The 23,176-nt window shown below is 67.0% G+C and carries 12 protein-coding genes; 7 read left to right on the plus strand and 5 right to left on the minus strand.

Features of this window, described 5'->3' with window-relative positions:
- Positions 1 to 140: 140 nt before the first annotated feature.
- The 3 genes from AC1GI4_RS18610 to AC1GI4_RS18620 all read left to right on the plus strand — a co-directional run bounded on the left by AC1GI4_RS18610 (position 141) and on the right by AC1GI4_RS18620 (position 5,032).
- A complete protein-coding gene (locus tag AC1GI4_RS18610) occupies positions 141 to 1,301 on the plus strand; it encodes a glycosyltransferase (protein WP_479630542.1) in 1,161 nt (386 codons plus the stop codon).
- 421 nt (positions 1,302 to 1,722) lie between these two features.
- Positions 1,723 to 4,320, plus strand: a complete 2,598-nt coding sequence (locus AC1GI4_RS18615) for a TonB-dependent receptor (protein ID WP_479630543.1) — start codon at positions 1,723 to 1,725, stop codon at positions 4,318 to 4,320.
- Between the two features lie 178 nt (positions 4,321 to 4,498).
- Entirely contained in the window at positions 4,499 to 5,032 is a 534-nt protein-coding gene (locus tag AC1GI4_RS18620) for a hypothetical protein (protein ID WP_479630544.1), read from the plus strand.
- Between the two features lie 256 nt (positions 5,033 to 5,288).
- Here AC1GI4_RS18620 and AC1GI4_RS18625 read toward each other — a convergent pair whose 3' ends face one another.
- From AC1GI4_RS18625 to AC1GI4_RS18645, 5 genes are all read right to left on the minus strand, one after another.
- Entirely contained in the window at positions 5,289 to 6,455 is a 1,167-nt protein-coding gene (locus tag AC1GI4_RS18625; RefSeq protein WP_479630545.1) for a nucleotide sugar dehydrogenase, read from the minus strand.
- Between the two features lie 167 nt (positions 6,456 to 6,622).
- The gene (locus tag AC1GI4_RS18630; RefSeq protein ID WP_479630546.1) at positions 6,623 to 7,669 is read right to left on the minus strand and encodes a phytase; all 1,047 of its coding nucleotides are present in this window, start codon (positions 7,667 to 7,669) and stop codon (positions 6,623 to 6,625) included.
- Entirely contained in the window at positions 7,666 to 10,464 is a 2,799-nt protein-coding gene (locus AC1GI4_RS18635) for a TonB-dependent receptor (RefSeq protein WP_479630547.1), read from the minus strand. The genes AC1GI4_RS18630 and AC1GI4_RS18635 overlap by 4 nt, the downstream gene beginning before the upstream one ends.
- Before the next feature lie 173 nt (positions 10,465 to 10,637).
- Positions 10,638 to 17,813: an autotransporter outer membrane beta-barrel domain-containing protein gene (locus AC1GI4_RS18640; protein ID WP_479630548.1), complete on the minus strand. Its 7,176-nt coding sequence runs from the start codon at positions 17,811 to 17,813 to the stop codon at positions 10,638 to 10,640.
- Positions 17,814 to 18,356 carry a MarR family winged helix-turn-helix transcriptional regulator gene (locus tag AC1GI4_RS18645; RefSeq protein ID WP_010339851.1) on the minus strand — a complete coding sequence of 181 codons (543 nt, stop codon included), beginning with the start codon at positions 18,354 to 18,356 and terminating at the stop codon, positions 17,814 to 17,816.
- A gap of 104 nt (positions 18,357 to 18,460) precedes the next feature.
- Here AC1GI4_RS18645 and AC1GI4_RS18650 point away from each other — a divergent pair, with 104 nt between their 5' ends.
- From AC1GI4_RS18650 to AC1GI4_RS18665, 4 genes are all read left to right on the plus strand, one after another.
- Positions 18,461 to 18,937, plus strand: coding sequence for a YkgB family protein (locus tag AC1GI4_RS18650; RefSeq protein WP_010339850.1), 477 nt, complete (start codon positions 18,461 to 18,463; stop codon positions 18,935 to 18,937).
- A gap of 133 nt (positions 18,938 to 19,070) precedes the next feature.
- On the plus strand, positions 19,071 to 19,655 hold the full coding sequence (locus tag AC1GI4_RS18655; protein ID WP_010339849.1) for a recombinase family protein: 585 nt from the start codon (positions 19,071 to 19,073) through the stop codon (positions 19,653 to 19,655).
- Between the two features lie 4 nt (positions 19,656 to 19,659).
- Positions 19,660 to 22,638 (plus strand): Tn3-like element ISMpo10 family transposase, encoded by a 2,979-nt coding sequence (locus AC1GI4_RS18660; RefSeq protein ID WP_012449407.1) that lies wholly within the window; start codon positions 19,660 to 19,662, stop codon positions 22,636 to 22,638.
- A gap of 20 nt (positions 22,639 to 22,658) precedes the next feature.
- The gene (locus AC1GI4_RS18665) at positions 22,659 to 22,862 is read left to right on the plus strand and encodes a hypothetical protein (RefSeq protein WP_479630549.1); all 204 of its coding nucleotides are present in this window, start codon (positions 22,659 to 22,661) and stop codon (positions 22,860 to 22,862) included.
- Positions 22,863 to 23,176: the final 314 nt, after the last annotated feature.

Genomic DNA, 23,176 nt, shown 5'->3' on the forward strand with positions numbered 1-23,176 from the left:
GCCGCCCCCGCCCCCTCTTCCCGCCGATCATGACAATTACGTCACGTCATGGTATCGTTTTGTCCGGCGGTCATGCTATCGCGCTGAACCATGGGCTGGAATTCCGGGCGATATCGGCTGCGATCAGGGCGTGACGGCCTTTGCGCGTCCTGACCTTTCTCCACAGTTTCGAACCCGGCGGGGTCGAACGGATCGCGTTGCGGCTGATCCGGCGCTGGCGCGCGACCGGGGTCGATGCGCCGCTGTTCCTGGGGCGGACCGACGGCGCGATGGCCGAGGATGTCGGGGCGGAGCTGGCTTTCGTCACACCCCGGCGCCGCTGGCCGGGGATCGCGCATTGGGAAACCATCTGGATGGTCGCCACCCTGCCCCGCATCGTGCGGGCGGTGCGGCCGGACGTGCTGTTCTGCGCGGGCAACACCTATGCCTTTCCGGCGGTGATGCTGAAGCTGGCGCTGGGGCGCGACTGTCCGCCGATCGTCGCCAAGATCAGCAACAATCTGGACCGGGCCGACGCTTCGCGGGTCTATCGCGTCTTCTATCGCCTGTGGTTGCGGATCCAGGGGCTGGCGATCGACCATTTCGTCGGCATGGAAAAGCCGATGCGCGCCGAGATCGTGCAGGGCGTGCGCGTGTCGCCGGCGCGCGTGTCGATCATCCCGGATCCCGCCCTGTCGGAGACGCAGATCATGGCGCTGCGCGAACCGGGCCGCGCGCCTGCGCCATCGGCCGGACGCCGTTTCGTCACCATCGCGCGGCTGGCCCCGCAGAAGAACCTGGCGCTGATGCTGCGCGGGTTCGCGCGGGGCAGCGGCCCGGCCGACACGCTGACCCTGTTCGGCGAGGGGCCGGAGCGGCCCGCGCTGGAGGCGCTGGCGGCGTCGCTGGGCATTGCCGACCGGGTGGATTTCCGGGGCTATGTCACCAATCCGGCCGCGCTGCTGGCGGGGTATGACACGCTGTTGCTGTCGTCGGATTACGAAGGCGTGCCCGCGGTCATCCTGGAGGGGCTGGCGGCCAATATCGGCATCATCGCCACCGATTGCAGCCGGTCGATGGGCGCGCTGCTGCAACAGGGGACGCTCGGCACGCTGGTGCCGGTCGGCGACGAGGCGGCGTTCGCGGCGGCCATCGCCGATGCCCATGGCCATGCCCCCGATGCGCGGCGCACGCTGCACCAGGCGCGGCGCTTCGCCATCGAGCACGGCGCCGACCATTATCTGCGGGTGATGCGCGGCGTGCTGCGCAACAAGGCCGCCCCCGCCCCCACGCTTGCCGAACCGGCCGCGCCCGGGGTCTGAACATCGCCAACGCACGGCACGGCGCCGGGCCGGGACGTGTCGCCGCCCGGAACCGGAACGGCGCTCCCAAGCGGAAAGAATGTCAGCCGTTGCGCATTTCCAAATTTCCTCTATAAAAACGGTATAGCACAAGTAAGATCCGGTGCTGAGCGTTTCCCCGGGGCATCGGTCCTCGCCATGCCCCTGCCTGCCCGCATTCCCCGGCCTTCACCGTCCGGGGGATGCGGTTTTTTCATGCCGCCAAGTCATTCTGAAGCTGGTGTATTAGCAAAATCGGTCGCCCAGAATCGGCAAAGTCAAGTTATGGGGCAAAAATTGCCTTAATTGTGACATGGTCGCCACAGTATGACCGGATCATAACGTCGGCGATGGGAGTGGCTGGACGATGCGATCGGGGGGAGGCGCGGCGCTCAGGGGCGGCGTGGCATGGACAGCGTTCATCATGGCCGCGCTCGGGGCGGCACCGACCCATGCGCAGTCCGTGGCGCCCGATCCGACCGACCCTCCGGCCGAGCCATCCCCGCCCCCGACCAGCGACATCCCCCCGTCCGAAGTCACCGTCATGGGCCAGCGCATCCCCGGATCGGCGATCGGCGCGGTCGCGCCGGTCGCGGTGCTGGACGCGCAGGCGCTGGACGCGATGGGCGCGACGAGCCTCAGCGACCTGATGCGCAAACTGCGTCCGCTGACCCGGTCGTCGAGCGGGCAGGATTCGGTGATGCTGCTCAACGGGCGCCGCGTGTCGGGCTTCTCGGAGTTTCAGTCGCTGCCCTATGAGGCGATGGAGCGGATCGAGGTGCTGCCCGAGCAGGAGGCGGCGCGCTTCGGCTTTCCGCCGACCGTCCGGGTCACGAACTTCATCACCAAGAAGAAATTCCGTGCGGTGACGCTCAACGATCTGGTCAGCGTTCAGACCGACGGGGGCGGCACGACCAATTTCGCCGAGCTGACCTCGGCGCGGATCGACGGGCCGCGCCGCCTGACCTTCAACGCCACGCACACGCATATCGAACCGATCCTCCAGAGCCAGCGTCCGGTTCTGGTCGATCCCGACGTGCTCTTTGCGACGACGGGCAATGTGGGCGGCGTGGCGGGCGCCAGCCTGGACCCGCGGCTGGACGGGCTGGCGGGGCGCAGCGTGACCGTGGCGGGCGTGCCCATCGACCCGGCCGCGCGCGGAGTGCTGTCGGCCTATGCCGACAGCCCGGTCGCCGTCACCGATCTCGGGCGGTTCCGCACGCTGCAACCGCGCAGCGATTCCATCCATGCCGAGGGCGGGCTGGCCGTGCCGATCGGCAAGAGCATGGCGGGCTCGCTGACCCTGTCGATGGATGCCAATGGGGCAAGCGGGCTGAACGGCCTGGCGCCCGCGACGCTGCGGGTGCCGGGCGGCCTGGGCGCGTTTCCGTTCGCCAACGACACCCTCCTCTATCGCTACCTGCCCGACAGCGTGCTGCGCCAGCGCAACAGCAGCATGGCGCTGCGCGCGGCCGGCACGCTGACCGGCGCGGTGCGGCGCTGGAGCTGGGCGGTGACGGGCAATTACGACCGGATGGTGTCGCGCAACCGGTCCGAGATCGGCGTGCCGCTGGGCGCGCTCCAGGCGGCGATCGACGCGGGCGGCGATCCGATGGCGGCAATCGATGCGAGCACCGCGGCGCGGCGCCTCCTGAACCTCAGCCGGACCCGGTCGGATACCATCGGGATCAAGGCGACCGCCAACGGCCCGCTCGTCCGCCTGCCCGCCGGATCGGTGCTGCTGACCGCCACCACCGACTATAGCCGGATCGACAGCGACGCGCGCACCAATCTGGCGCTGCCGGTCGAGGGGCTGGGACGTACCATGCGCGGGGCCAGCGTCAACGCCATCGTGCCGATCGCCTCACGGCGCGAAGGCGTGCTGTCGGCGCTGGGCGAATTGCAGGCCAGCGTCATGGCCGGGGTGTCCGAGGTGTCCGACTTCGGGCGGCTGAGCACCTATAATCTGGGCATGAACTGGACGCCGCTGCGCCCGCTCCAGTTCAACGCCTCGGTCAATGTCAGCCAGGCCGCGCCCGGCGTGACCCAGGTCGTCGCGCCGGTCGTGGCGACGCCCAACGTGCCCTTTTTCGACTTCGTGACCGGGCGCAGCACGCTCGTCACCACGATCTTCGGCGGCAATCCCGATCTGGCGCCCGAGAAGCGGCGGATGACGACGCTGGGCGTCTCGGTCCAGCCGTTCAGGAGCGAGGCGTTGCGCGTCGGGCTGGATTACAACCAGTCGCGCATCGACAACCAGGCCGCCTCGCTGGGCGGTGCGACGCTGGCGTTCCAGCGGATGTTCCCCGACCTGTTCATCCGCAACGCGCAAGGCCAACTGGTCACGGTCGACCTGCGCCCGGTCAACCTGGCGTTCGAGCGCGAACGCAAGCTGCGCATGAATTTTTCGTTCAACGGCCCGCTGGGCAAGATGCCTCCGCCCCCCGCAAAGCCGCCAGAGGCCCCCGCCCCGGGCACGGCCCCGCCCGGCAATGCGGCCAGCCCGAGCCCCCCGCCCCGCCCGCCCAAGCCCCCGCCCTATCTGTCGATGGCGGTCGCGCCCGGCTATCGGCTGGACAACCGGCTGACGCTCAGGCGCGGGGGGCCGGTGCTCGACCTGCTCGACGGGGCGACGCTGAACGGCACGGGTGGACGGCCGCGCTGGGACGTGGATGTGAACGGGTTCTTTTCCTACGATCTGCTGAGCGTCGGCTTTTTCGGCCGGATCCAGGGCCCGACCCGCATCCGCAGCGAGATCGCGGCCTCCGACCTGCGCTTCTCGGCGCTGGCGCAGGTGGCGTTCTTCAGCTCGATCGACCTGCACAAGGTGATCGACAAGCCATGGACCACCAAGATGCGGGCCCATTTCATCGTCGACAATCTGCTGAACGACCGGATCAACGTCACCGACCGCAACGGCAACACCCCCGCCCGCTTCCAGCCCGCCCTGCTCGACCCCGTCGGCCGCGCCGTCCGGTTCGGCGTGCGCAAACTGTTCTGAGGGGGCGGGGAGAAGAGGGGCAAGGCGTACGCCAGGCCCGGCAGTCGTCGCGATTGGGATCGAGAAGCGGGAAAGCCGATGTGTCGGCACGAGCAGCGAAACATCGATGGGTTGCGGGCCGCAAGCGTTCGGAAGAAACCCACGATAGCGGCCGGTCAGTCATTCCCTTGGAGATAATATGCGGGCTACGAACATTGTCGCGGCTTTGGCGCCGCTCGTGTCGTCTGCAACGATGCCACCCACGCCGGCTCAACAGCCGGTGCTAACCTTCGCATCGGCGCCAAGGACGTGCGCCGTTCTTCAAGCCGCGTACACTGCCGCGATTAAGCAGGATGCACCTGCTTTCCCAAAGGATGTTCGCTCGTCGCGTCGCCGTCTTAAAAATCTCAAAAACTTCGATTCTGGCTACCGCAAACTTATGGCATTGTCCGCAGAAGAGTTTGATGAAATCACAGGACAGGAAGAAAGCTACAGCTTTGAAAACTTCAAGCCTTTTTGTAAATGGAAGGGAAAGGCAGGGCTGACGACGGATCATGAAGGACACCTCAGGTTCGTCACGTTCACCAGCCCCATTTTTTCGAGGAACGGCAACCTGGCTCTTGTGGAGGTTTCCTTCCGTGAGGAAGGCATTTTCGGTTACGGCCTGATGTGTACCGCACGATTATCGCATACGACCTGGACAGCGCATTGCGTGGAGAGCTGGATCAGCTGATTGCGAAAAGATACGAGCAATCGGCAAGACAGGCTGTACGCCCAGACCCGGATCGCGAGCGCCCGATCCGGCTTTCCAGATTGGGGAGGTGGAGGGGCGACGGGATGTCCCGAAACTGCGCGCCGGACGGCGAGAAACGGGGCGAAGCGCCGGTGCTGCCCGATAGCCGCTTCAAGGCCCGGCCCCGACCATGCAAGGCCAAAGGGGGCGTCGCCGGGATTGCCCCGTCCCGATCCCCCTTGCCCGGCGCGAACCCTCAGTCCGAGCCGAAGATGTCGCGGGTGAACAGCTTGTCCGCGACGTCGGCCAGTTCGGGGTCGTTGCGGTTGGCGATGATGACGTCGCTGTCCTGCTTGAACGCCGCCAGGTCGCGGTAGACGCGCGATCCGAAGAAGGCGTCCTCGGCCAGCGCGGGTTCGAAGACGACGACCTCGATCCCCTTGGCCTTGATCCGCTTCATGATGCCCTGGATCGAGGACTGGCGGAAATTGTCCGATCCCGCCTTCATCGTCAGGCGGAAGATGCCGACCTGGGCGGGCTTCTTCGCGATGATCTGGTCGGCCAGGAAATCCTTGCGGGTGCGGTTCGCGTCGACGATCGCGCGGATCAGGTTCTGGGGGACGTTGGTGTAGTTGGCCAGCAGCTGCTTGGTGTCCTTGGGCAGGCAATAGCCGCCATAGCCGAAGCTGGGATTGTTGTAGTGGGTGCCGATGCGCGGATCCAGGCCGACGCCCTCGATGATCTGGCGCGTGTCCATGTCGCCGGCGATCGCATAGCTGTCGAGCTCGTTGAAGAAGGCGACGCGCATCGCGAGATAGGTGTTGGCGAACAGCTTGATCGCCTCGGCCTCGCGGGTGCCGGTGAACAGGACCGGGATGTCGGCCTTCTCCGCGCCCTGGACGAGCAGGTCGGCAAAGATCCGCGCGCGCTCGGACTGTTCGCCCACGATGATGCGCGACGGGTGGAGATTGTCGTGCAGCGCGCGGCCTTCGCGCAGGAATTCGGGGCTGAAAATGACCTGATCGGTCCCCATCCGCGCGCGGACATCGTCGACGAAGCCGACGGGGATGGTCGACTTGATGACCACGGTGGCTTGCGGAGCATGGGTCTTGGCCAGCGAGATCACCGCCTCGACCGAGGCGGTGTTGAAGCTGTTGGTGTCGATGTCGTAATTGGTCGGCGTCGCGACGATCACGTAATCCGCATCCGCCAGCGCCTGTGCGGCGTCGGTGGTGGCGGTCAGGTTCAGCGTGCGGCCGGTCAGGAAATCGTCGAGTTCGGCATCCACGATCGGCGAGGTGCGCGCATTGACCATCGCCACCCGCTCGGGCGAAATGTCGACCGCGACCACGTCATTGTGCTGGGCCAGCAGCACCGCGTTGGACATTCCCACATAGCCAAGCCCGAAAACAGCGATCTTCATTCTTCACACCCCCGGCAGACAGACCCGCCCCGCGCCATGCATGAATGGCCGGTCCACGGCAATTGTCATGGGACAGGTGTCATGGGACAGGTGTCATGGGACAGGTGTCATGGGACAGGCGCGGATGCGAAACATTCCTCCCCTGCAAGGGGAGGAATAGCCGACGCCTACAGCCCCAGCGCCTTCAGCACCTTCGCCCAGCTGACATATTTGAAATTCTGAGTCTGGGGTGCGTTGTCGCCGTCCTGCGCGACGAAGAGCCCCCCGGGATAGTCCGGGCCGAAATCGCCCAGCGCCAGCTCGATCCCGTCGGTCTCACTGGTCCCGTCGATGGCGCCCCCCCCGATGCGAAAGCGGCCCGCATAGGTCACGCCGGGCAGGCGATAGAGCGTATAGGCGTTGTCGCCCTGGCTGGACACGACCAGATAGCCGCCCCGCGCGCCCCGGGGCGCCAGCGCCAGCCCCTCGGCATCGTCGAACAGCGTGCGGCCATCGACCCTGGCTATGCTCGTCGCGGTGGTCGGCGCGGCGGGATCGGCGGCAAAACGCCACAGCCCGACATCCTCCTCGGCCACATAGAGAAGGCCCGTGCGATCATCGACCACGCACCCCTCGGCCTGGGTGCCCAGCTTCATGCTGCGCACCCGTTCGACGCGCGGGGTCGCGGCGGTCAGGTCGATGCGGACCTGGTCGATCCGCCCGTCCTTCAGCACGACGAAGCCGAACAGCGCGCGGTCCTTCGCACGGGTCCACAGGCACATCCCGTACGCCTCGCCCGGCCCCACCGGATAGCGGCCCATCGGCACCAGACGGCGCGCCCGGGTGTCGAGGGTGAACAGCGCGACATGCGCATTCGCCTTGTCCGCGCGGTCGCTGGCCGCCACGACGACACGGCCGCCCGCCATCTCGCGCAGGTCGACATTGTTCAGCCGCGCGGCGGGCGTGAAGGACAGGCGCTTGCCGTGCAGGTCATAGACATGGATGCCCGCCTGCTTGTCGGTGCCGATGACCAGGCTGGCGGCCGGGTCGGCCCGGTTGCGCCAGATCGCGGGATCGTCCGCCGCGTCCGAGCTGCTGTCGACCGGATCGGTCTCGGCCGCCGCGGCGACCACCGGCGCGACGATGGGCGCGCCGATCGGCGTGGGGGCCTGCGGCGTCGCGGATACGCCCGCGCACCCGGCGAGCAACAGCGCGAGCAGCGCGACCGCCCTCACAGCTTCACCCGCAGGCCGCCGAAGATCGTGTAGCCGAACTTCTCATATTCATAGGTGCGGAAACGCTGGCCGAAATAGCGCACGCCCGGCGTGTTCGTCAGGTTCTTGCCCTCGGCGAACAGGTTGATCCCCTTCGCCAGCTGCACGCTGCCCGTCACGTCGAGCTGGCCGCGACCCTCCCAATACAGGTCGAGCGCGGGATTGTCGGCGTTGATCTCGTCCAGATAGTCCGACCGCTTGGTATAGGCGACGCGCAGGTTCACCGGCCCGCGTTCGTAGAAGACGCTGGCGTTCCACATATGCGTCGACTGGCCGGGCAGCGCGAAGCGGCTGCGCCCGGCAAAGGCGGTGTCGAAGGTCGCGTTCCCCCTGGTATAGGTATAGTTGGCGAACACGCCGAACCCGCCCAGCACGCCGGGCAGGAAGCTCAGCTGCTGCTGCCAGTTGACCTCGACCCCGTACAGCTCGCCGCGACGCGCGTTGACCGGGCGGCTGAGGATCGCGCCGCCCACGCCGTTATACACCCCCGTGCTGGTCAGCGTGTAGCGATAGTCGGACAGATCCTTGTAGAAGCCGTTGACCGCGATCAGCCCCAGCGGGCGGATGTAATATTCCAGCCCCGCATCGGCATTGTTCGACAGGGTCGGTTTCAGGTCCGGGTTGCCGAAATCGACGCGCACCGTGTTGCCCTCGCTCGTTTCCAGCACGCGCGGGGCGATCTGCGGGAAGTTGGGGCGGTTGATCGCGCGGCTGAGCGCGGCGCGCAGGATCAGGTTGGGGGTAAAGGCCTGGCGCAGCGTCAGGTTGGGGAAGAAGTCGGCATAGCCGTTGCGCCCCCGCGCGGTGGTGATCGCGCCGGTGCGCGACACGCCGGGCGCGCTGCTCTCGAAATCGGTGGTCTCGACGCGAAGCCCGGCGATCAGGGTCGTGCCGTCCTTCACATATTTGGCCATGGCGAACAGACCGAGGATCTTCTCCTCGGCGATATAGTCGGCGGTCAGCGACTGCGGCAGGCGACGCTCCGAGGCCGCCTTGGTCGCGTCGAAATAGGCGTCCGCCAGCGAGGGGGCGAAACGCTGGCCCAGGTCATAGCCGAAATTGCGCGATTCCTGATCGGACAACAGCCCCGCCAGGCTCTGCGACGGCGCGGCCGATGTACGGCGGTCGCGCAACCGCTCCTCGTCGGCGTTGATGTGCCGCTCGCGATATTTGCCACCGCCCGACAGGGTGATGTTGTCGCCCAGCGGCACGTCGGAGCGGACCGCGAGCGTCAGCTCGTCATTCTTCGTCGTGTTCGACCGATAGGCATTCTCGCGGAACGCAAAGGTGCCGGTCTGCAGATGCTCCTTGCTGGTGAACAGCGAATAGGCGGGCAGATCCGCATCGGCGAAATCATAAGACAGGGTCGGGCGCAGCGAGGAGCGGAACAGCAGCTCGTCGCGGCGCGGATAGGTCTGCGAACTCTCGCTATAGGCCACATCGGCGCGGATCGTGCCCTCGCCCAGCCGCTGCTCGATCCCGGCGGTCGCCGACCAGATCTCGTTGATCTGCTTGCGGTGGCGGACCTGCTTTTCGATGCGGGTGTTGCGGTACGTCGCGGCGCGGTCGGTCGATCCGGCCTGGATCGTGCCCTCGCTCCACAGGATGCCGATGCGGTCGCGATATTCGTCGTCCTCGAACCGGGCATAGGTGCCGCGCACCCAGGCATGGGTCATGTCCGACGGGCGCCATTCGAACGCGCCCGTCCCGGCCATGCGCTGGCGCTTGGTGTCATAATCCTTGAACAGCGTCTCGGTGACGCGCAGGCCCGCAGGCGTCTGGCTCCACGTGTTCTCGACATTGTCGGGGCGGCGATGGGTGCGCGAATAGCTGCCCGAGAACAGCAGGCCGAACTGGCGGTCGGGGCCGAAGGTATCGCTGACCGCGGCCGATCCGCGATAATCGCTCCCCTTGCCATATTGGTTGTAGCTGGCGCCCGCCATGCCGGTCAGCGCAAAGCCCTTGCGGTCGAAGGGCGAGCGGGTGGTGATGTTGACCGCGCCCGCGATCGAGTCCGCATCCTGATAGGGCAGCAGCGACTTGGTCACCTCCAGATTGGCGACGATGTCCGACGGCAGCGTGTCGAGATCGACCGCGCGCGTCGTGGGGTCGACCGAGGGAATCTGGATGCCGTCGACCGAGATGGCCGACCATTCCGACGGCGCGCCGCGCACGTTGATGTAACGGCCCTCGCCCTGGTCGCGCTCGATGCCGACGCCGGGCGCGCGCTGCAGCGCCTCGGCGATATTGGGATCGGGGAAGCGGCCGATCGCGTCGGCCGAGATGATGGTGACGGTGTTGTCGGCGGTCCGCTGCTGGTTGAGCGCGCGCGCGGTGTTGTCGAGGAGAGACGCGCCGGTGACGACGATGTCGCTCGCCGCGCCGCTGGCGGCGGGCAGGGTCAGCGAGACGGGGCGGCCCCGCTCGGCTGCGGGCACGATGTGGCGGACCGGCGCCCGGCCCAGATAATCGACCAGCAGGGTGACGTCGCCCGCCTCGTCGGGGGTGACGATGCTGAACTCGCCCTGCAGATTGGTCGTCGCCTGCGCCCCCGTCCCCTCGACGACGATGCGCGCACCGGGCAGCGCCACGCCGGTCGCGTCATAGATGCGCCCCGACAGGATCGGCCCGGCCGCGGGCAGCCCGGCGGGGGCACTGGCATCGCTGGCCCCGGCCAGTGCCGGGCTCGCAGCCAGGGACAATGCGATGAGCGAGGCCCCCGCGAGACCGCGGATGCCGGAACGAATGGCGTGCATGATGCTTCCCCTGGGCGCGTGATCGTGCCGACACCCCCCGGCGCCGGTCGTTCCCGCCCCCGTGGCGAGGCATTGTTACGAAGCGATGTGAAAGCGATGACGTCTCGATGACGGCCGCGTCACAATCGTTTTTGGGGGGCCGGAGCGGATCGCCGCTCCGGCCCCTCACCCCATCAGAAGCGCAGGCGGACGCCGGCCGAGATCGTTTCCTGATGGTCGTCGCGACCGCTTTGTGCGCTGCCCGTGGCGTACAGGTCGAACCCGCTGGTGAAGCGATAGGCGACCCCGGCGGTCGCGGTGGCGACCAGCGGCGTGCGCGACGCGCCCAGCGCGACCAGGCCCAGGCCACCGCCCGCATAGCCGCCCAGCGCGCGGGTCGCGGTGCCCTCGATCTGGTAACGGGCGCCCAGCGTCACGAAGGGGCGGAACGGTGCATCCGACGCATCGCTGCGTCCGACCGTGATACCGGCATCGGCAAAGCCCGCGACCTGGCGGTTGCGTGCGACGGCCAGCGCGAACGGGCTGCCGCCCGTCTCGGCCACCCCGGCGCGGGTGGTGCGCAGATAGGTCAGCCCGGCGCGCGGGGTCAGCGCCCAGCCGTCCGCCATTTCGGCGGCATAATGGACCGACAGGTCGGTGGTCCAGCTGTGCAGGTCGTAGCGCCCGAACGCCGAGGCCGTGCCCGGCAGCGCGCGGGTGGTGCGGGCCTGCGCGCCGTCATAGACGATCGACGCGCCGAAGCCGAACCCGCCCGGCATCGCATAACGGCCATGCACGCCCGCGACCACGCCGTCGGCGCGGGTCGAGGCGGCGAGCGGGGCGACCTGCTGACGCGTGTCGAGCCAGCCGCCGAACGCACCGATCATCCACTGGCGGTCGCCGTAACCGACACCACCCAGGAAGCCATAGCCGCGCGTCCGCACCTCGCTGGTTCCCTGTACCCGATCGGCGCCCAGCGTGTGCCATTGGCCCAGCGTCTGGGCGAAGGTGAAGGGCCCCGCCTCGTCGCGGGTGGTGGCGAAGGCGGGACCGCGTGCCGCCTGGACCAGGCCCAGGGCGTTGTCGACGCCGATCTGGGTGGCCGAGGCATAGGCCTCCGGCGTCACTTGCGCAAAGCCGCGCGGGTTGGAGGCACCCGTGCCGGTCAACAGCGACGGCAGGGCGGCGAACAGCGTGCTCGTCGTGGGCTGCCGCGCCAGCGTGGCGTTGGCATAGTCGATGCTGCGCGACACTTGCGGGCTGAAGCGGGCATCGCCCAGGAACTGGCCGAGCAGCTGGATCCGGTCGGCGCGCTGGACGACGAAGCCGAACAGGTCGGTCGGTTTGACGATGTTCGAATAGCTGCCCGAAATCCCGCCGCTGGCGACGATCAGGTCATAGGAGGTGCCGGGGCGCAGGGCGCCGCTGGATACGATCTGCAGCGTCGATCCGCTGGCGATGGTCAGCCCGCCATTGACGATCAGCTTGTCCGACACGGTCGGGGTCAGCTCGAAATAGGACAGCGAGCCGCTGTTCAGCGCGACGTTGCCGTTGACCGTCATCGTACCCGGCGACGCGCCGGGGCTGAGCGTGCCCGCCACCGTCAGATTGCCGTTGACCGTGCCCGCCGATCCGAAGGTCGCGCCCTGACGCACCAGGAACTGCGTGGCCGTCATCGTCGATCCGGCCAGCCCGACCAGGCGACCGCCCGCCATGTCGACCGACCCGAAGGCGGCGCTGCCCGATACCGTGGCATAGCCGCCGGCCATCGCCAGCGCCTCGACATTGGCGACGTTCGTAAACGCGACCGGCGCAGCGGCGGTGCCGCCCGACAGCACGATGCCGTCGGTCCCTGCCCCGCCATCGACGGCGCCTGCAAAGGTGCCCGCGATGGTGAAGCGCTGGTTGCCGCCGGTGAAGGCCACCTGGTTCGCGGTCAGGCTGCTGCCCGATGCGATGGTCAAATCGGTCGCGGCGTTGACCTGGGTATAGGTCTGCGTGCCCGTCAGGGTCAGCGCGCCGGTCCCCTCGGTCGCCAGCGTCTCGAACCCGGTGAGCGTACCCGCCGCCAGCATCTGGTTGCCCGCCAGCTCCAGCGTGGCGCCGTCATTGCCAGCTCCGCCCGAGACGGTGCCCAGCAGGACCGAGCCCGCCGCCAGACGGAAGCTGTCATTGCCCGCGCCCAGATCGATGACCCCGGCAAGCGTGCCGCCCCTGGCGATCGTGAGCGACTGGTCGCCGTCGCCGAAGCGCAAGGGTGCGCCCTGCGACCCCAGCGAGCCCGTCACGGTCAGCGCGTTGCCGGTGAGCGACACGGTTTCGAAGCCCGTCGCCAGCCCGCTCAGCACCACCGGCGCATTGGCGGTGAAGGCCAGCGTGTCGGTGCCCGTGCCGCCATCGTACCGGCCCGCCGCATTGGCCGTGCCCAGCGCGAGCAGGTCGTCCCCTGCCCCCAGCGAAACGCTGGCGATGTCGCCGTCGACGCGCAGCTGCTCGGCCGCGTCCGTGCCCGTGACCGCGCCGATGCGGTTGCCTGCCAGCGCGACATTCAGCCCGGTGCCCGACAGCGCAACCGTGTCGAAGCTCTGGTCGAGGGTCAGCGACAGCGTGCCGGAACCCGTCACCGCCAGCTGCTGGAAGTTGCTGCGCTGGCCGAGCCCCGTGCGATCGCCGCTGAGCAGCGCGGTATAGAGGTTGGTGCCCGCGCCGCCATCGACGCCGCCCACGACGCGCGATCCTGCGCCCTCGACGAAGCTGTCGTCGCCGTCGCCCAGCGAGACCGCGCCCTGGACCAGCCCGGCATTGACGAAGCGGTCGTTGCCGCCCGCCAGCGCGACCGACCCGGCGATGGTGCCGTTGTTGGTCACGGTTTCGGCCGCGTCGGTGCCGGTGATCGTCACCGCGCCGGTGCTGGCCAGCGTCTGGCCCGCCGCGACCGTCACCGATCCGCCCGCCACGCCCAGCGTGTCGAAGCGGAAGGCCCCGGCATAGGTCACATTGCCCTGCCCGATCTGGCTGAAGCGTTCGAAATTGACGAACTGGTCGCCATTGACGGTGCCGCCCCCGGTCGCGTCGACGATCAGGCTGTCGGTGCCCGTCCCGCCATCGACCGTACCGACCAGCGTCGCGCTGGCGCGGTGGAGGAAGGTATCGTCCCCTGCCCCCAGGAACACATTGCCCTCGATCCGCCCGTAATTCTCGATCCGGTCATTGCCCGCACCCAGCGCGATCGAACCGATGATGGTGCCGGTGTTGACGATCCGGTCGTCTGCGGTGCCGGTGGTATGGATGGCGCCGGCCAGATAGGTCGAGCCGAGCGCGCCGACCAAGCCGTCATTGGCGGCCAGCGTGGTTCCTGCCCCGCCACGAATGGTCCCGGCATTGGTCAGGTCGATGCCGACGCCATTGGCGCGGATCGCGACCGACTTCACCCCGGTCGCCTCGATCGTGCCGGTCGCGGCGTTGGCGATCGTCGCGGTCGTGGGGACGCCTGCAAACACCATCAGCGCCGTAGCGGCCTTGGTGAAGGGGGCGTCGCGATCCTGCCAATCCGGAACGGCGGCACCCGCATAGGGGTCGATGACCATAGTGCCACCGCCATTGGCGCGGATCGTACCCGAATTGGCGATACCGATCGCATAGCTGGGCTGAACCGACGGGGGCGTCGGCGTGCCGTTTCCGTTCGTGGCGATGCCCACGCCGACCCAAGCGCCGACGCCGCTGGCCACGCTGGCGTCGATCGTGCCGCTATTGTCTAGGCGCACGGTCCCGCCCGCGGCCTGATAGTCCAGCAGGTACAGATCGAGCGCCGTCACCTGCCCGGTCGAAGAGATCGACCCGCTGTTGGCCAGCGAAATCTGCATCGGTACGGGCGGGTCGACGGGCGCGGTGCCATAGCCGACATAATTGCTGACAAAGGCCGACAGACCCTGTTCGATCCGGCCGCTATTGGTCGCGGCCAGGCCGCCACCCAGGCCGGTCAGATAGACGTTCTGGCCGAAATTGTTACCTGCGCGATTCGCGCTCGCCAGGATGGTGCCCGAATTGTCGAAGGATGTGGCGCGGATCTGCAGCGCAGGCTGATCGAGATTGGCGCTGCCGATGCTGCCGCTATTGGCGAAGCGGATCGCCGCGCCGCGCAGGACGCCCTTGACCACCGCCTGGTTGGTGAAGGCCGCCAGCGCAGCGTCTTGCATGGGATTGCCGTAATAATCGTCGTTGCCGATGGCCAGATCGCCATCGACATTGGCGGTGTTGACGATCTTTCCGTCGCCCAGCACCCGCAGCGTGGCGAGCGGTGCGCTCGCCTTGACCGTGACCAGCGTATCGGCGCCGATCGCCTGCACGTCCTCACGCTCGAAATTGCGCGCGGTGAGGTTGCCCAGCGTGGCGGTGGCGGACTTCGTGAACGCGTGGCGATAGGTGTCGTTGCCGCCCCCGGCGTCGATCGTGCCGGTCACGCCCGTGATACCGTCGATCGCCACGAACACGTCGTCGCCGTCACCGAAGCGGAGATTGCCGGTCAGCGTGCCGCCACTGCCGGTGTAGGTGGAGGCCAAGAACGACCGGCCGCCAAAGCTGCTATAACCCAGATCGACGTCGCCGGTGATGGTGCCGGCGTTGGACAGCTGGGCGCTGCTGGCGCGAATGGCGATCCCGCCGGTTCCGCCGACGATGGTGCCGCCCGCCAGATTGCGGATGACCGCGCCATAGGACGTCTGGACGATCGCGGGGCCGGTCGTGCTGGCGATCCGGCCGCTGTTTTCCAGCGTGGGACGGCCGCTATAGCTGTAGTCGAGCAGGACGGCGGGCCCGGCCACCTCGATCGTGCCGCTGTTGACGATCATGTCGGCGCCGCTGACGCCGGTGGCCGCGCGGCCGCCCACGGCCTGCACGATGCGGCCGGTGTTGGTGAAGCTGCGCGCATATTGGATGCCGATCGCACCGTCGAGCGTGATCGTGCCGTCATTGGTCACGCTCTTGCCGCCATAAACGGCGCCGATCGGGCCGAACGTGGACGGGCGACGATCCGATACGGTGATCGTACCCGCATTGGTGAAGCTGTCGTTCTCCGCCAGCGTGACGGCATTGCCCGGATAGGAATTGGCCAGGGTCGGGGTCAGCGACAGCGCGCCCCGGCTGGTGACGGTCAGCGTCGACCCGGTCTCGGTCAGGCCGGAGGACAGGAGACGCGATGCGACCTGGATCGCGGGGCCGGTCGTCGTCGCGATGTCGGCGCTGAGGTCGACGCTGCCCTGCCCCATCAGGACCGGCTGGCGGGTCGAGGGCGATCCGGTCAGCGTCAGTGTCGCCTTGTCGTACAGGTCATAGCCGATGCTGGAGAAGACGGCATCCGCCGCCAGCGTCGCGCTGCTGTCGGCGCGCACGCGGTAGCGCAGGCCGATATTGGTGCCCAGCACGGTGCCGGTGACACCGGCATAGCGGCCCGCGCCGCTGCCCTCCAGCTCGGTGAAGAACTGGTCGCCCGCCGCCAGCCGCAGATTGCCGTTCAGGACACCGCCCGGCAGCGCGAAATAGGCGTTGTTGTTGTAATAGCGCGGGTCGCTCGACGCGCCGAAGCTGACATCGCCGTTGATGATGCCTGCATTGGCGATGCGGGCATTCGACAGGGCATAGGAATCCGCCGCCCCGGCGACACCGGCGCCGCGCGTGCCCCCCGTGACGACGCCGCCCGCCGCGTTGGTCAGGCTGCCATAGGAATCCAGGATCACGCCGATGCCGGTCGCGGTGATCGTGCCGCTGTTCGTCAGCTGGCTCGACAGCCGGGCCCCGGCGGTCACGCCCTCGATCCGGCCGCTATTGGTCCAGCCGGTTCCCGACGAGCCCGACAGCGACGCCCCGATTCCGCCGGTCGAACGGATCGTGCCGGTGTTGCTGAAATAGGGACCGAACACCGAAACCGCGGTGCCGCCCGCCGTGATCGTGCCCGAATTGACGAACATCCCCTGCGAACTGAACGAGACGCCGCCCTGGGTCGCGGTGATCGTGCCGCTGTTCTCGAACCGCCGGAGCGAATTCACGCCGACGGCATAGGTGCCGCTCTGCCCGCCGGTCGCGGCGATGCTGCCCGCATTGACGAAGCTCGGCGCGCCCAGACCGCTGCCGAGGGTGTCGCGCACGACCGTGCCCGTGCCGGTCAGTGCGACGCGATTGACGACCGTTCCGGTGCCGTCGATCGTAATCGGCCCGACGGTCGTGAAGCCGCTCGCCAGCGTCGCGGTCTTGTCCGCGTCGGGGGCCAGGCTCAGCTGCTCGAACCCGGTCGGCAGAACGACCGCCGAGGCCAGCGTCGCGTCGCTCGTGAAGCGGACGCGCAGCGTGTCGGTGCCGCTGCCCCCGTCGATCGTGCCGCTGACGCCGGTGCGGATCGCGCCATTCGCATAGCCGACGGTCAGCGTGTCGCTGGTGGTGCCGAAGCGCAGATTGCCGGTGATCGTGCCGCTGCTGTTGTCGACATTGCTGCTGCCGAAATTCGCGGCGGTGATCACGACATCGCCGACGATCGTCCCGGCGTTGGTCAGATAGAGATTGCCGTCGGCCTGGATCGCGGTTGCGCCCGCCGTCGCGATCCGCCCACCGGCGGCATTGGTGATGGTCGCGCCGGTCGCGGTGATCGCTGCCCCGGTACCGCTGTTGGCGATCGTCCCGCTGTTGACGAGCGTGATCGAACGGACGCCGGCCAGCGTCGCCCCCGTGCTGTTCGACTGGATCGTCCCGCTGTTCGTCCAGTTATAGCCATAGACCGCCGAGCTGTAGCTCGTGCCCATGTCGATCGCGCTGCGCGTGCCGCCATCGATGGTGCCCGCATTGGTCAGCGTGCCGACCGGGCCGCCGATCGCGCCGATCCGCCCGCCCGCGCGATTGGTGATCGTCGAGAATCCGGCCGAGGCGAACGATGTCGACAACAGGGCATAGCCGTTCGTGCCGGTGCCCGTCCCGCTGCCGGTCCCGCTGATCGTACCGCTATTGTCGATCGAGGCGACGGTGTTGCCGAAGCTGCTGCCGCTCTGGCCGATGACGAGGCCGTTCGCACCGCTGATGCGGCCACCCGCGCCGACCGTTACCGACAGCTGTCCGGTGGTATAGCCGTTGGTGGTGGCCTGGCGGACGAACTGCACGCCCGTCTGGGTGCCGCCATCGACGAGGCCGCCGACGGTCAGCGTCGCGGAAGGATAGCTGGTCAGCGATGTCGGGATTGGAAAGGCGATCGCCGACGCGCCGCTGTTGGTCACGGTGGCGCCCGATGCCACGTCGACGGTCGTGCCCGAGGTGGTGACGACCAGGCCGTTGCTGTCGGGGGTCAGGACATAGAACGGGCACAGATATACGCTAAGCGTCTCTGCGCGCACTTATGGGTCGACTCTATGCGTCGACGACTCCAGCATTCCAAAGGCATCCATCGGACAGTTGTAGCATCGCCTCTCGTCGCAGAGCCGGCATATCGTCAGCGCCGAGACAGCGTCGTCAGACATCTGCGCAAGTATTGTCTCGGCAATACGTTCCAGCACGAGGCGGTCAGCATTCGAGACATGGCTAAGGATTTCGGATAAAGTCTCGTTTCTTCGTTGCAGGATCGCAGATAGGCGAGTCTCGCCTGCCTCAGTGAGCATCAGCGCTACTGCACGACGGTCCCGTAGCGCTTTGGATCGAACGGCGAACCCGGCTGCAACCAATCGATCGACAAGCCGCACCGTCCCCGCGTGGGACAAGCCTAGCACCCGTCCTAATTCGTCGATCGAAAGACCGGTCGCGTGACCGATGACGACGATCGCCGCGGTGGTTTCGCCACCGCCGGGTATCGTCGGGTCGAATGCCGCCTTCTTAATTCGATCGGTGATGCCCACTGCGAGGGCGCCGAACAGATTGACGAGCCGGTCCGAGAGTACGTTCAAAGGGTTGCCTCATTCATTGACGGCGTATAGTGTATGCGCAGCGCATATATCACGCCTGTCTAAGCATGAAGGCAGGTCATGCGCCATGATGAAAGCGAGGCACCATGTTTTCGACATTACACATAGCTGAAAAGACGACCGGCTCTCGCGGGTCTCTCGCGTTGCTGCGCTGGGCGCTGGTGGTCATCTTTCTCTGGTTCGGTTGCATGAAATTCACGAGCTATGAAGCGATGGGCATCGCGCCATTGATGAAGAACAGTCCGATCATGAGCTGGATTCCGGCCGTTTTTGGGGTGCAGGGTGGAAGCTATTTTATAGGCACCGTCGAGCTCGCGACGGCCGCTGCGCTGATTATCGGTGCTTTCAACAAGACGGCCTCCGCTCTCGGCGCGGCGATGTCATGCCTGACTTATGCCGTGACACTGACGTTTTTCCTGAGCACGCCTGGCGTCGCCGAGCCGACCGCTGGCGGGTTCCCGGCGATTTCGGCCGGAACCGGACAGTTCCTGTTGAAGGACCTGGTGCTTCTTGCGGCATCAGCGTGCCTTCTACTTGCGTCCATACGGACAGCAGACGCGTGACGGCAAACAGGTGATAGGCGACGCTCCGGACCTGCGCTTTTGCCGAACCATACCCGCCTCAGCCCATAACGATCGACAAACCCTGTCGCTTTGATAGGGTGTTCGAAAACATGCTTTCGAGGGTTTGTCGTACATGCTGGTCGGATATATGCGGGTGTCAACGACCGATGACCGCCAAACGGTCGATCTCCAGCGGGACGCGCTCGTCGCAACCGGGGTCGATCATCGGCATCTCCATACCGACAAGGCATCCGGCGCGCGCGACGACCGACCAGGCCTGAAAGCCTGCCTCGACTATCTGAACGCGGGCGACACACTGATCGTGTGGAAGCTCGACCGGCTCGGACGCTCGCTGCCGCACCTGCTGACGATCGTCACCGATCTGAAGGCGCGCGGCATCGCGTTCCGGTCGCTGACCGAGCAGATGGATACGACCACGCCGCACGGCGAATTGCTGTTCTCGCTGTTCGGTGCATTGGCACAATATGAGCGTGCGCTCACGCGCGAACGGGTGATGGCGGGACTGGCTGCTGCCAAACGCCGGGGACGCCAAGGTGGCCGCCCGCCGATGATCGACGCCGAAACGCTCGAGCGGATCACCGCCGCGCTGGATGGCGGGGCCAGCAAGGCGTCCGTCTGCCGGACCTTCAAGGTGCCGCGTTCGACCCTTCTCGGCACGCTTGCCCGGATCGGCTGGACCGCACCGGCCAAGGTCTAAGCCGATGCCGCGTCGCGCCGTCCTGTCGGACGAGCAACGCGCGGCGTTGCTCGCGCTTCCCGACGACGAAACCCTGCTCGTCCAGCACTGGACATTGAGCCGGGACGACTTGGCCATCATCGTCCGCCGGAGGCGACCGCATAACCGGCTGGGTTTCGCGATCCAGCTTTGCGCGCTGCGCTATCCTGGCCGTTTCCTGCGACCCGGTGAACTGATCCCTGATACGCCGCTCGCGTTCGTCGCAGAGCAATTGCAGGTCGGACCCGAGGTGCTGGCCGACTACGCGACGCGCGGCCCGACCCGGTACGAACAGCTCGATGCACTGCGCGATGCATTCGGCTTCATGCCGCTCAGTCGGCCGCTGCGAACGACGTTGCAGGAATGGCTCCTGCCGATCGCGCTGACGACGACCAGCGGGGCTAGGCTGGCGCGCGTGATGCTGGATGAGTGCCGGCGACGGCGCATCATTGTGCCGGGCATCAGTTCGGTCGAGCGGATGGTCGCACAGGCGTTGCTCGATGCCGAACGCCATGTCGCCGAGCATCTGACCCGAGGACTCGATGCTCGACAGCGCCGGCTGCTCGATGCGCTTCTCCTGCCCCACACAGGCACGAACTTGAGCGATCTGGCCTGGGTGCGGCAGTCACCCGGCAAGCCCGGCCGAAAGACATTCGCCGCCATCATCGAGCGACTGACACTGCTTCGGGCCATCGGGATCGATCCGGATATCGCCGTAGGCGTCCATCCCGAGCGCCTCCGACGCCTGTGCCAGGAAGGCGTGCGGCTGACCGCGCAACATGTTCGGACGCTGCAAGCGACGCGGCGTCGCGCCACATTGGTGGCGACCATCCTCGAAACCATCGTTACCCTCACCGACGATGCGGTGCTGATGTTCGATCGCCTGCTTGGGCAGATGTTCCGGCGCGAACAGAACAGCGCGGACACGACACTCAAGCGCAACCGGCGCACCATCAACGGCAAAATCCGGCTGCTTGCCCAACTCGGCGCTGCCTTGCTCGCCGCCAAGATATCAGGTGGCGATATCGGCGCTGCGGTCGAGGCAGCGATCGGATGGAATGATCTCGGCCGCGAGGTCGATGAAGCCCGCAAGCTGATCCGCCCCGATTCGGTCGATCCCGTCGCGGTCGCCGCGACCAATTACCCCGTCCTCCGACAGGTCGGTCCCTCGTTCATCGCCTCGTTCACATTCGGGGCGGTGCCAGCCTGCCATGCGCTCGCGCGAGCGGTCGCGATCATGCGCGACCTTCATTTTGGTCATCTGCGCAAATTGCCTGCAGGCACGCCAGTCGGCTTCATCCGGCAAGCTTGGCGTCGGGCGATCGGCACCGGCATTCCCGATCGCAGGATCTATGAATTGTGCGTGCTGGTCGAGCTTCGCGACCGGCTTCGCGCCGGCGACATGTGGGTCGAGGGAAGCCGACGCTATCGTGCTGTCGAGCAGCAACTCATTCCTGCCCCCGTATTCGCCAACATGCGCGCGGCCGGCCCCTTGCCGATACCGGCACCGGATACGGCCGATATCTGGCTGGCCGAACGACGCGCCCGCCTCGCCCGTCGATTGGCCGAGGTCGAGCGAAAGGCGGAGACGGACGCGCTGGAAGACGTGCAGCTCAGCTTGGGCAGGCTGCGGATTTCGCCCTTGAAGGCGATTACTCCCGAGGAATCCGATACCGCCCTTGCGCCGCTCTATGCGCATCTGCCCGCGATCCGCATCACCGACCTTCTTGCCGAAGTCGATCGATGGACCGGGTTCAGCCAGTGCTTCACGCATCTGCAAAGTGGCCGTGCCGCGGATGAACCACGTGCGATCCTCACGGCGGTGCTCGCCGATGCCACCAATCTGGGCCATACGCGCATGGCGGAAGCCTGCAATCTCGTGACCCAGCGCCAACTCGGTTGGCTCGCCTCGTGGCATCTGCGCGAGGAAACCTACGGTCGCGCGCTCGCCCGGCTTGTCGACGCCCAACACACCGCGCCGCTGGCCGCGCTGTTCGGGTCCGGCACCTCGTCCAGCTCAGACGGTCAGAACTTTCCGCTCGACCGCCGCGCCCAGGCAACCGGCGCAGTCAATCCGCACAAGGGGACAGAGCCGGCTGTCTCCTTTTACAGCCACGTCTCGGATCGCTACGCGCCGTTCCATTCCACAGTTATCTCCGCTTCGGCGAGCGAGGCGGCACAGGTGCTCGACGGGCTGCTCCACCACGGCGCCGATCTGCACATCGAAGAGCATCACGTCGATGGCGGGGGCGTCTCCGACCATGTGTTCGCGCTATGTCATCTGCTTGGGTTCCGGTTCGCGCCGCGTATCCCGAATATCGCCGCACGCCGTTTGCACCTGTTTAACGGCATCGAACCCGGCCCCGATATTGCGCCGCTGGTCGCGGGCCGCATCGACGAAGGTCTGATCGAGGCACACTGGGACGACGTGCTGCGACTGGGAACCTCGATCCGCACAGGCGTCGTCAGCGCCTCGATCATGCTGGAACGGCTCGGCTCCTATCCACGCGCCAACGGCCTGGCACTGGCGTTGCGCGAGATCGGTCGCGTCGAGCGTACCCTGTTCACGCTCGACTGGATCGAGCAGCCCGAACAGCGTCGCCGCGCCACCCGCGAACTCAACAAGGGAGAAGCGGAAAATGCCCTGAAACGCGCCATCTTCTTCCATCGCATCGGCCGTATCCGCGATCATGCGCTGCAAGCCCAAAGCCATCGGGCGAGCGCGCTGAACCTCGTCGCCGGTGCCATCGTCCTGTGGAACACGACCTACCTGCAAGCCGCCCGGATGCATCTCGCCAACCTCGGCCGGCCGGTCCCGCCGGACCTGCTGCAACACCTATCACCGCTCGGTTGGCAGCATATCAATCTCACCGGCGATTACCTCTGGACCGATCCCGATGCGCCATCCACCGCGCTCAGACCGCTTCGCCAGATGCGCGCCGTCGAAGGCACGGCAAAACCTTAGCGTATATCTGGGTCCGTTCTGTGTACCGACCCCTGTCGGTCCCGGTGCAGGTCGTCGTCGTGTTGCTCTGCGTCGGATCGGGGGTGCACTGGGCAAAGGCCGGGCTCGCGACCATGACCGTCAACAGCATCGCGCTCGAACCCAGGGCGCGCGCCTTGACCTGCCGACCGCGCGACAACAGCTTCACCATTTCAGACATCCCCCAATTGATGGATGAGCCCTAAGATGAAGGCGGTGTCATGTCACGTGGAATCATGATGTATAAGTCATGAAGGACGAGATGAGCTTCGACAGATCGCTACAGGGGGCGATGACCAAGTGTTCATCCGGTTTGCAAGACATGCCGGGATTATGGTGGCGCCGTCTGTCCTTTCACGAGGCCGGAAAAATGATGCTGACCGGCTGGGCAACAGCATGGCCGCCGTGGTCGGGCGGCTCGCATCGGACGGGGCCAGTTCGTCCCATCTTGGCTGTCCGGCAAGGCGGGCGACATCTCTCCATCCCCGATAGTGCGGTGGGAACCTGCCATGGCATTTGC

Source organism: Sphingomonas sp. 77B (assembly GCF_056497825.1).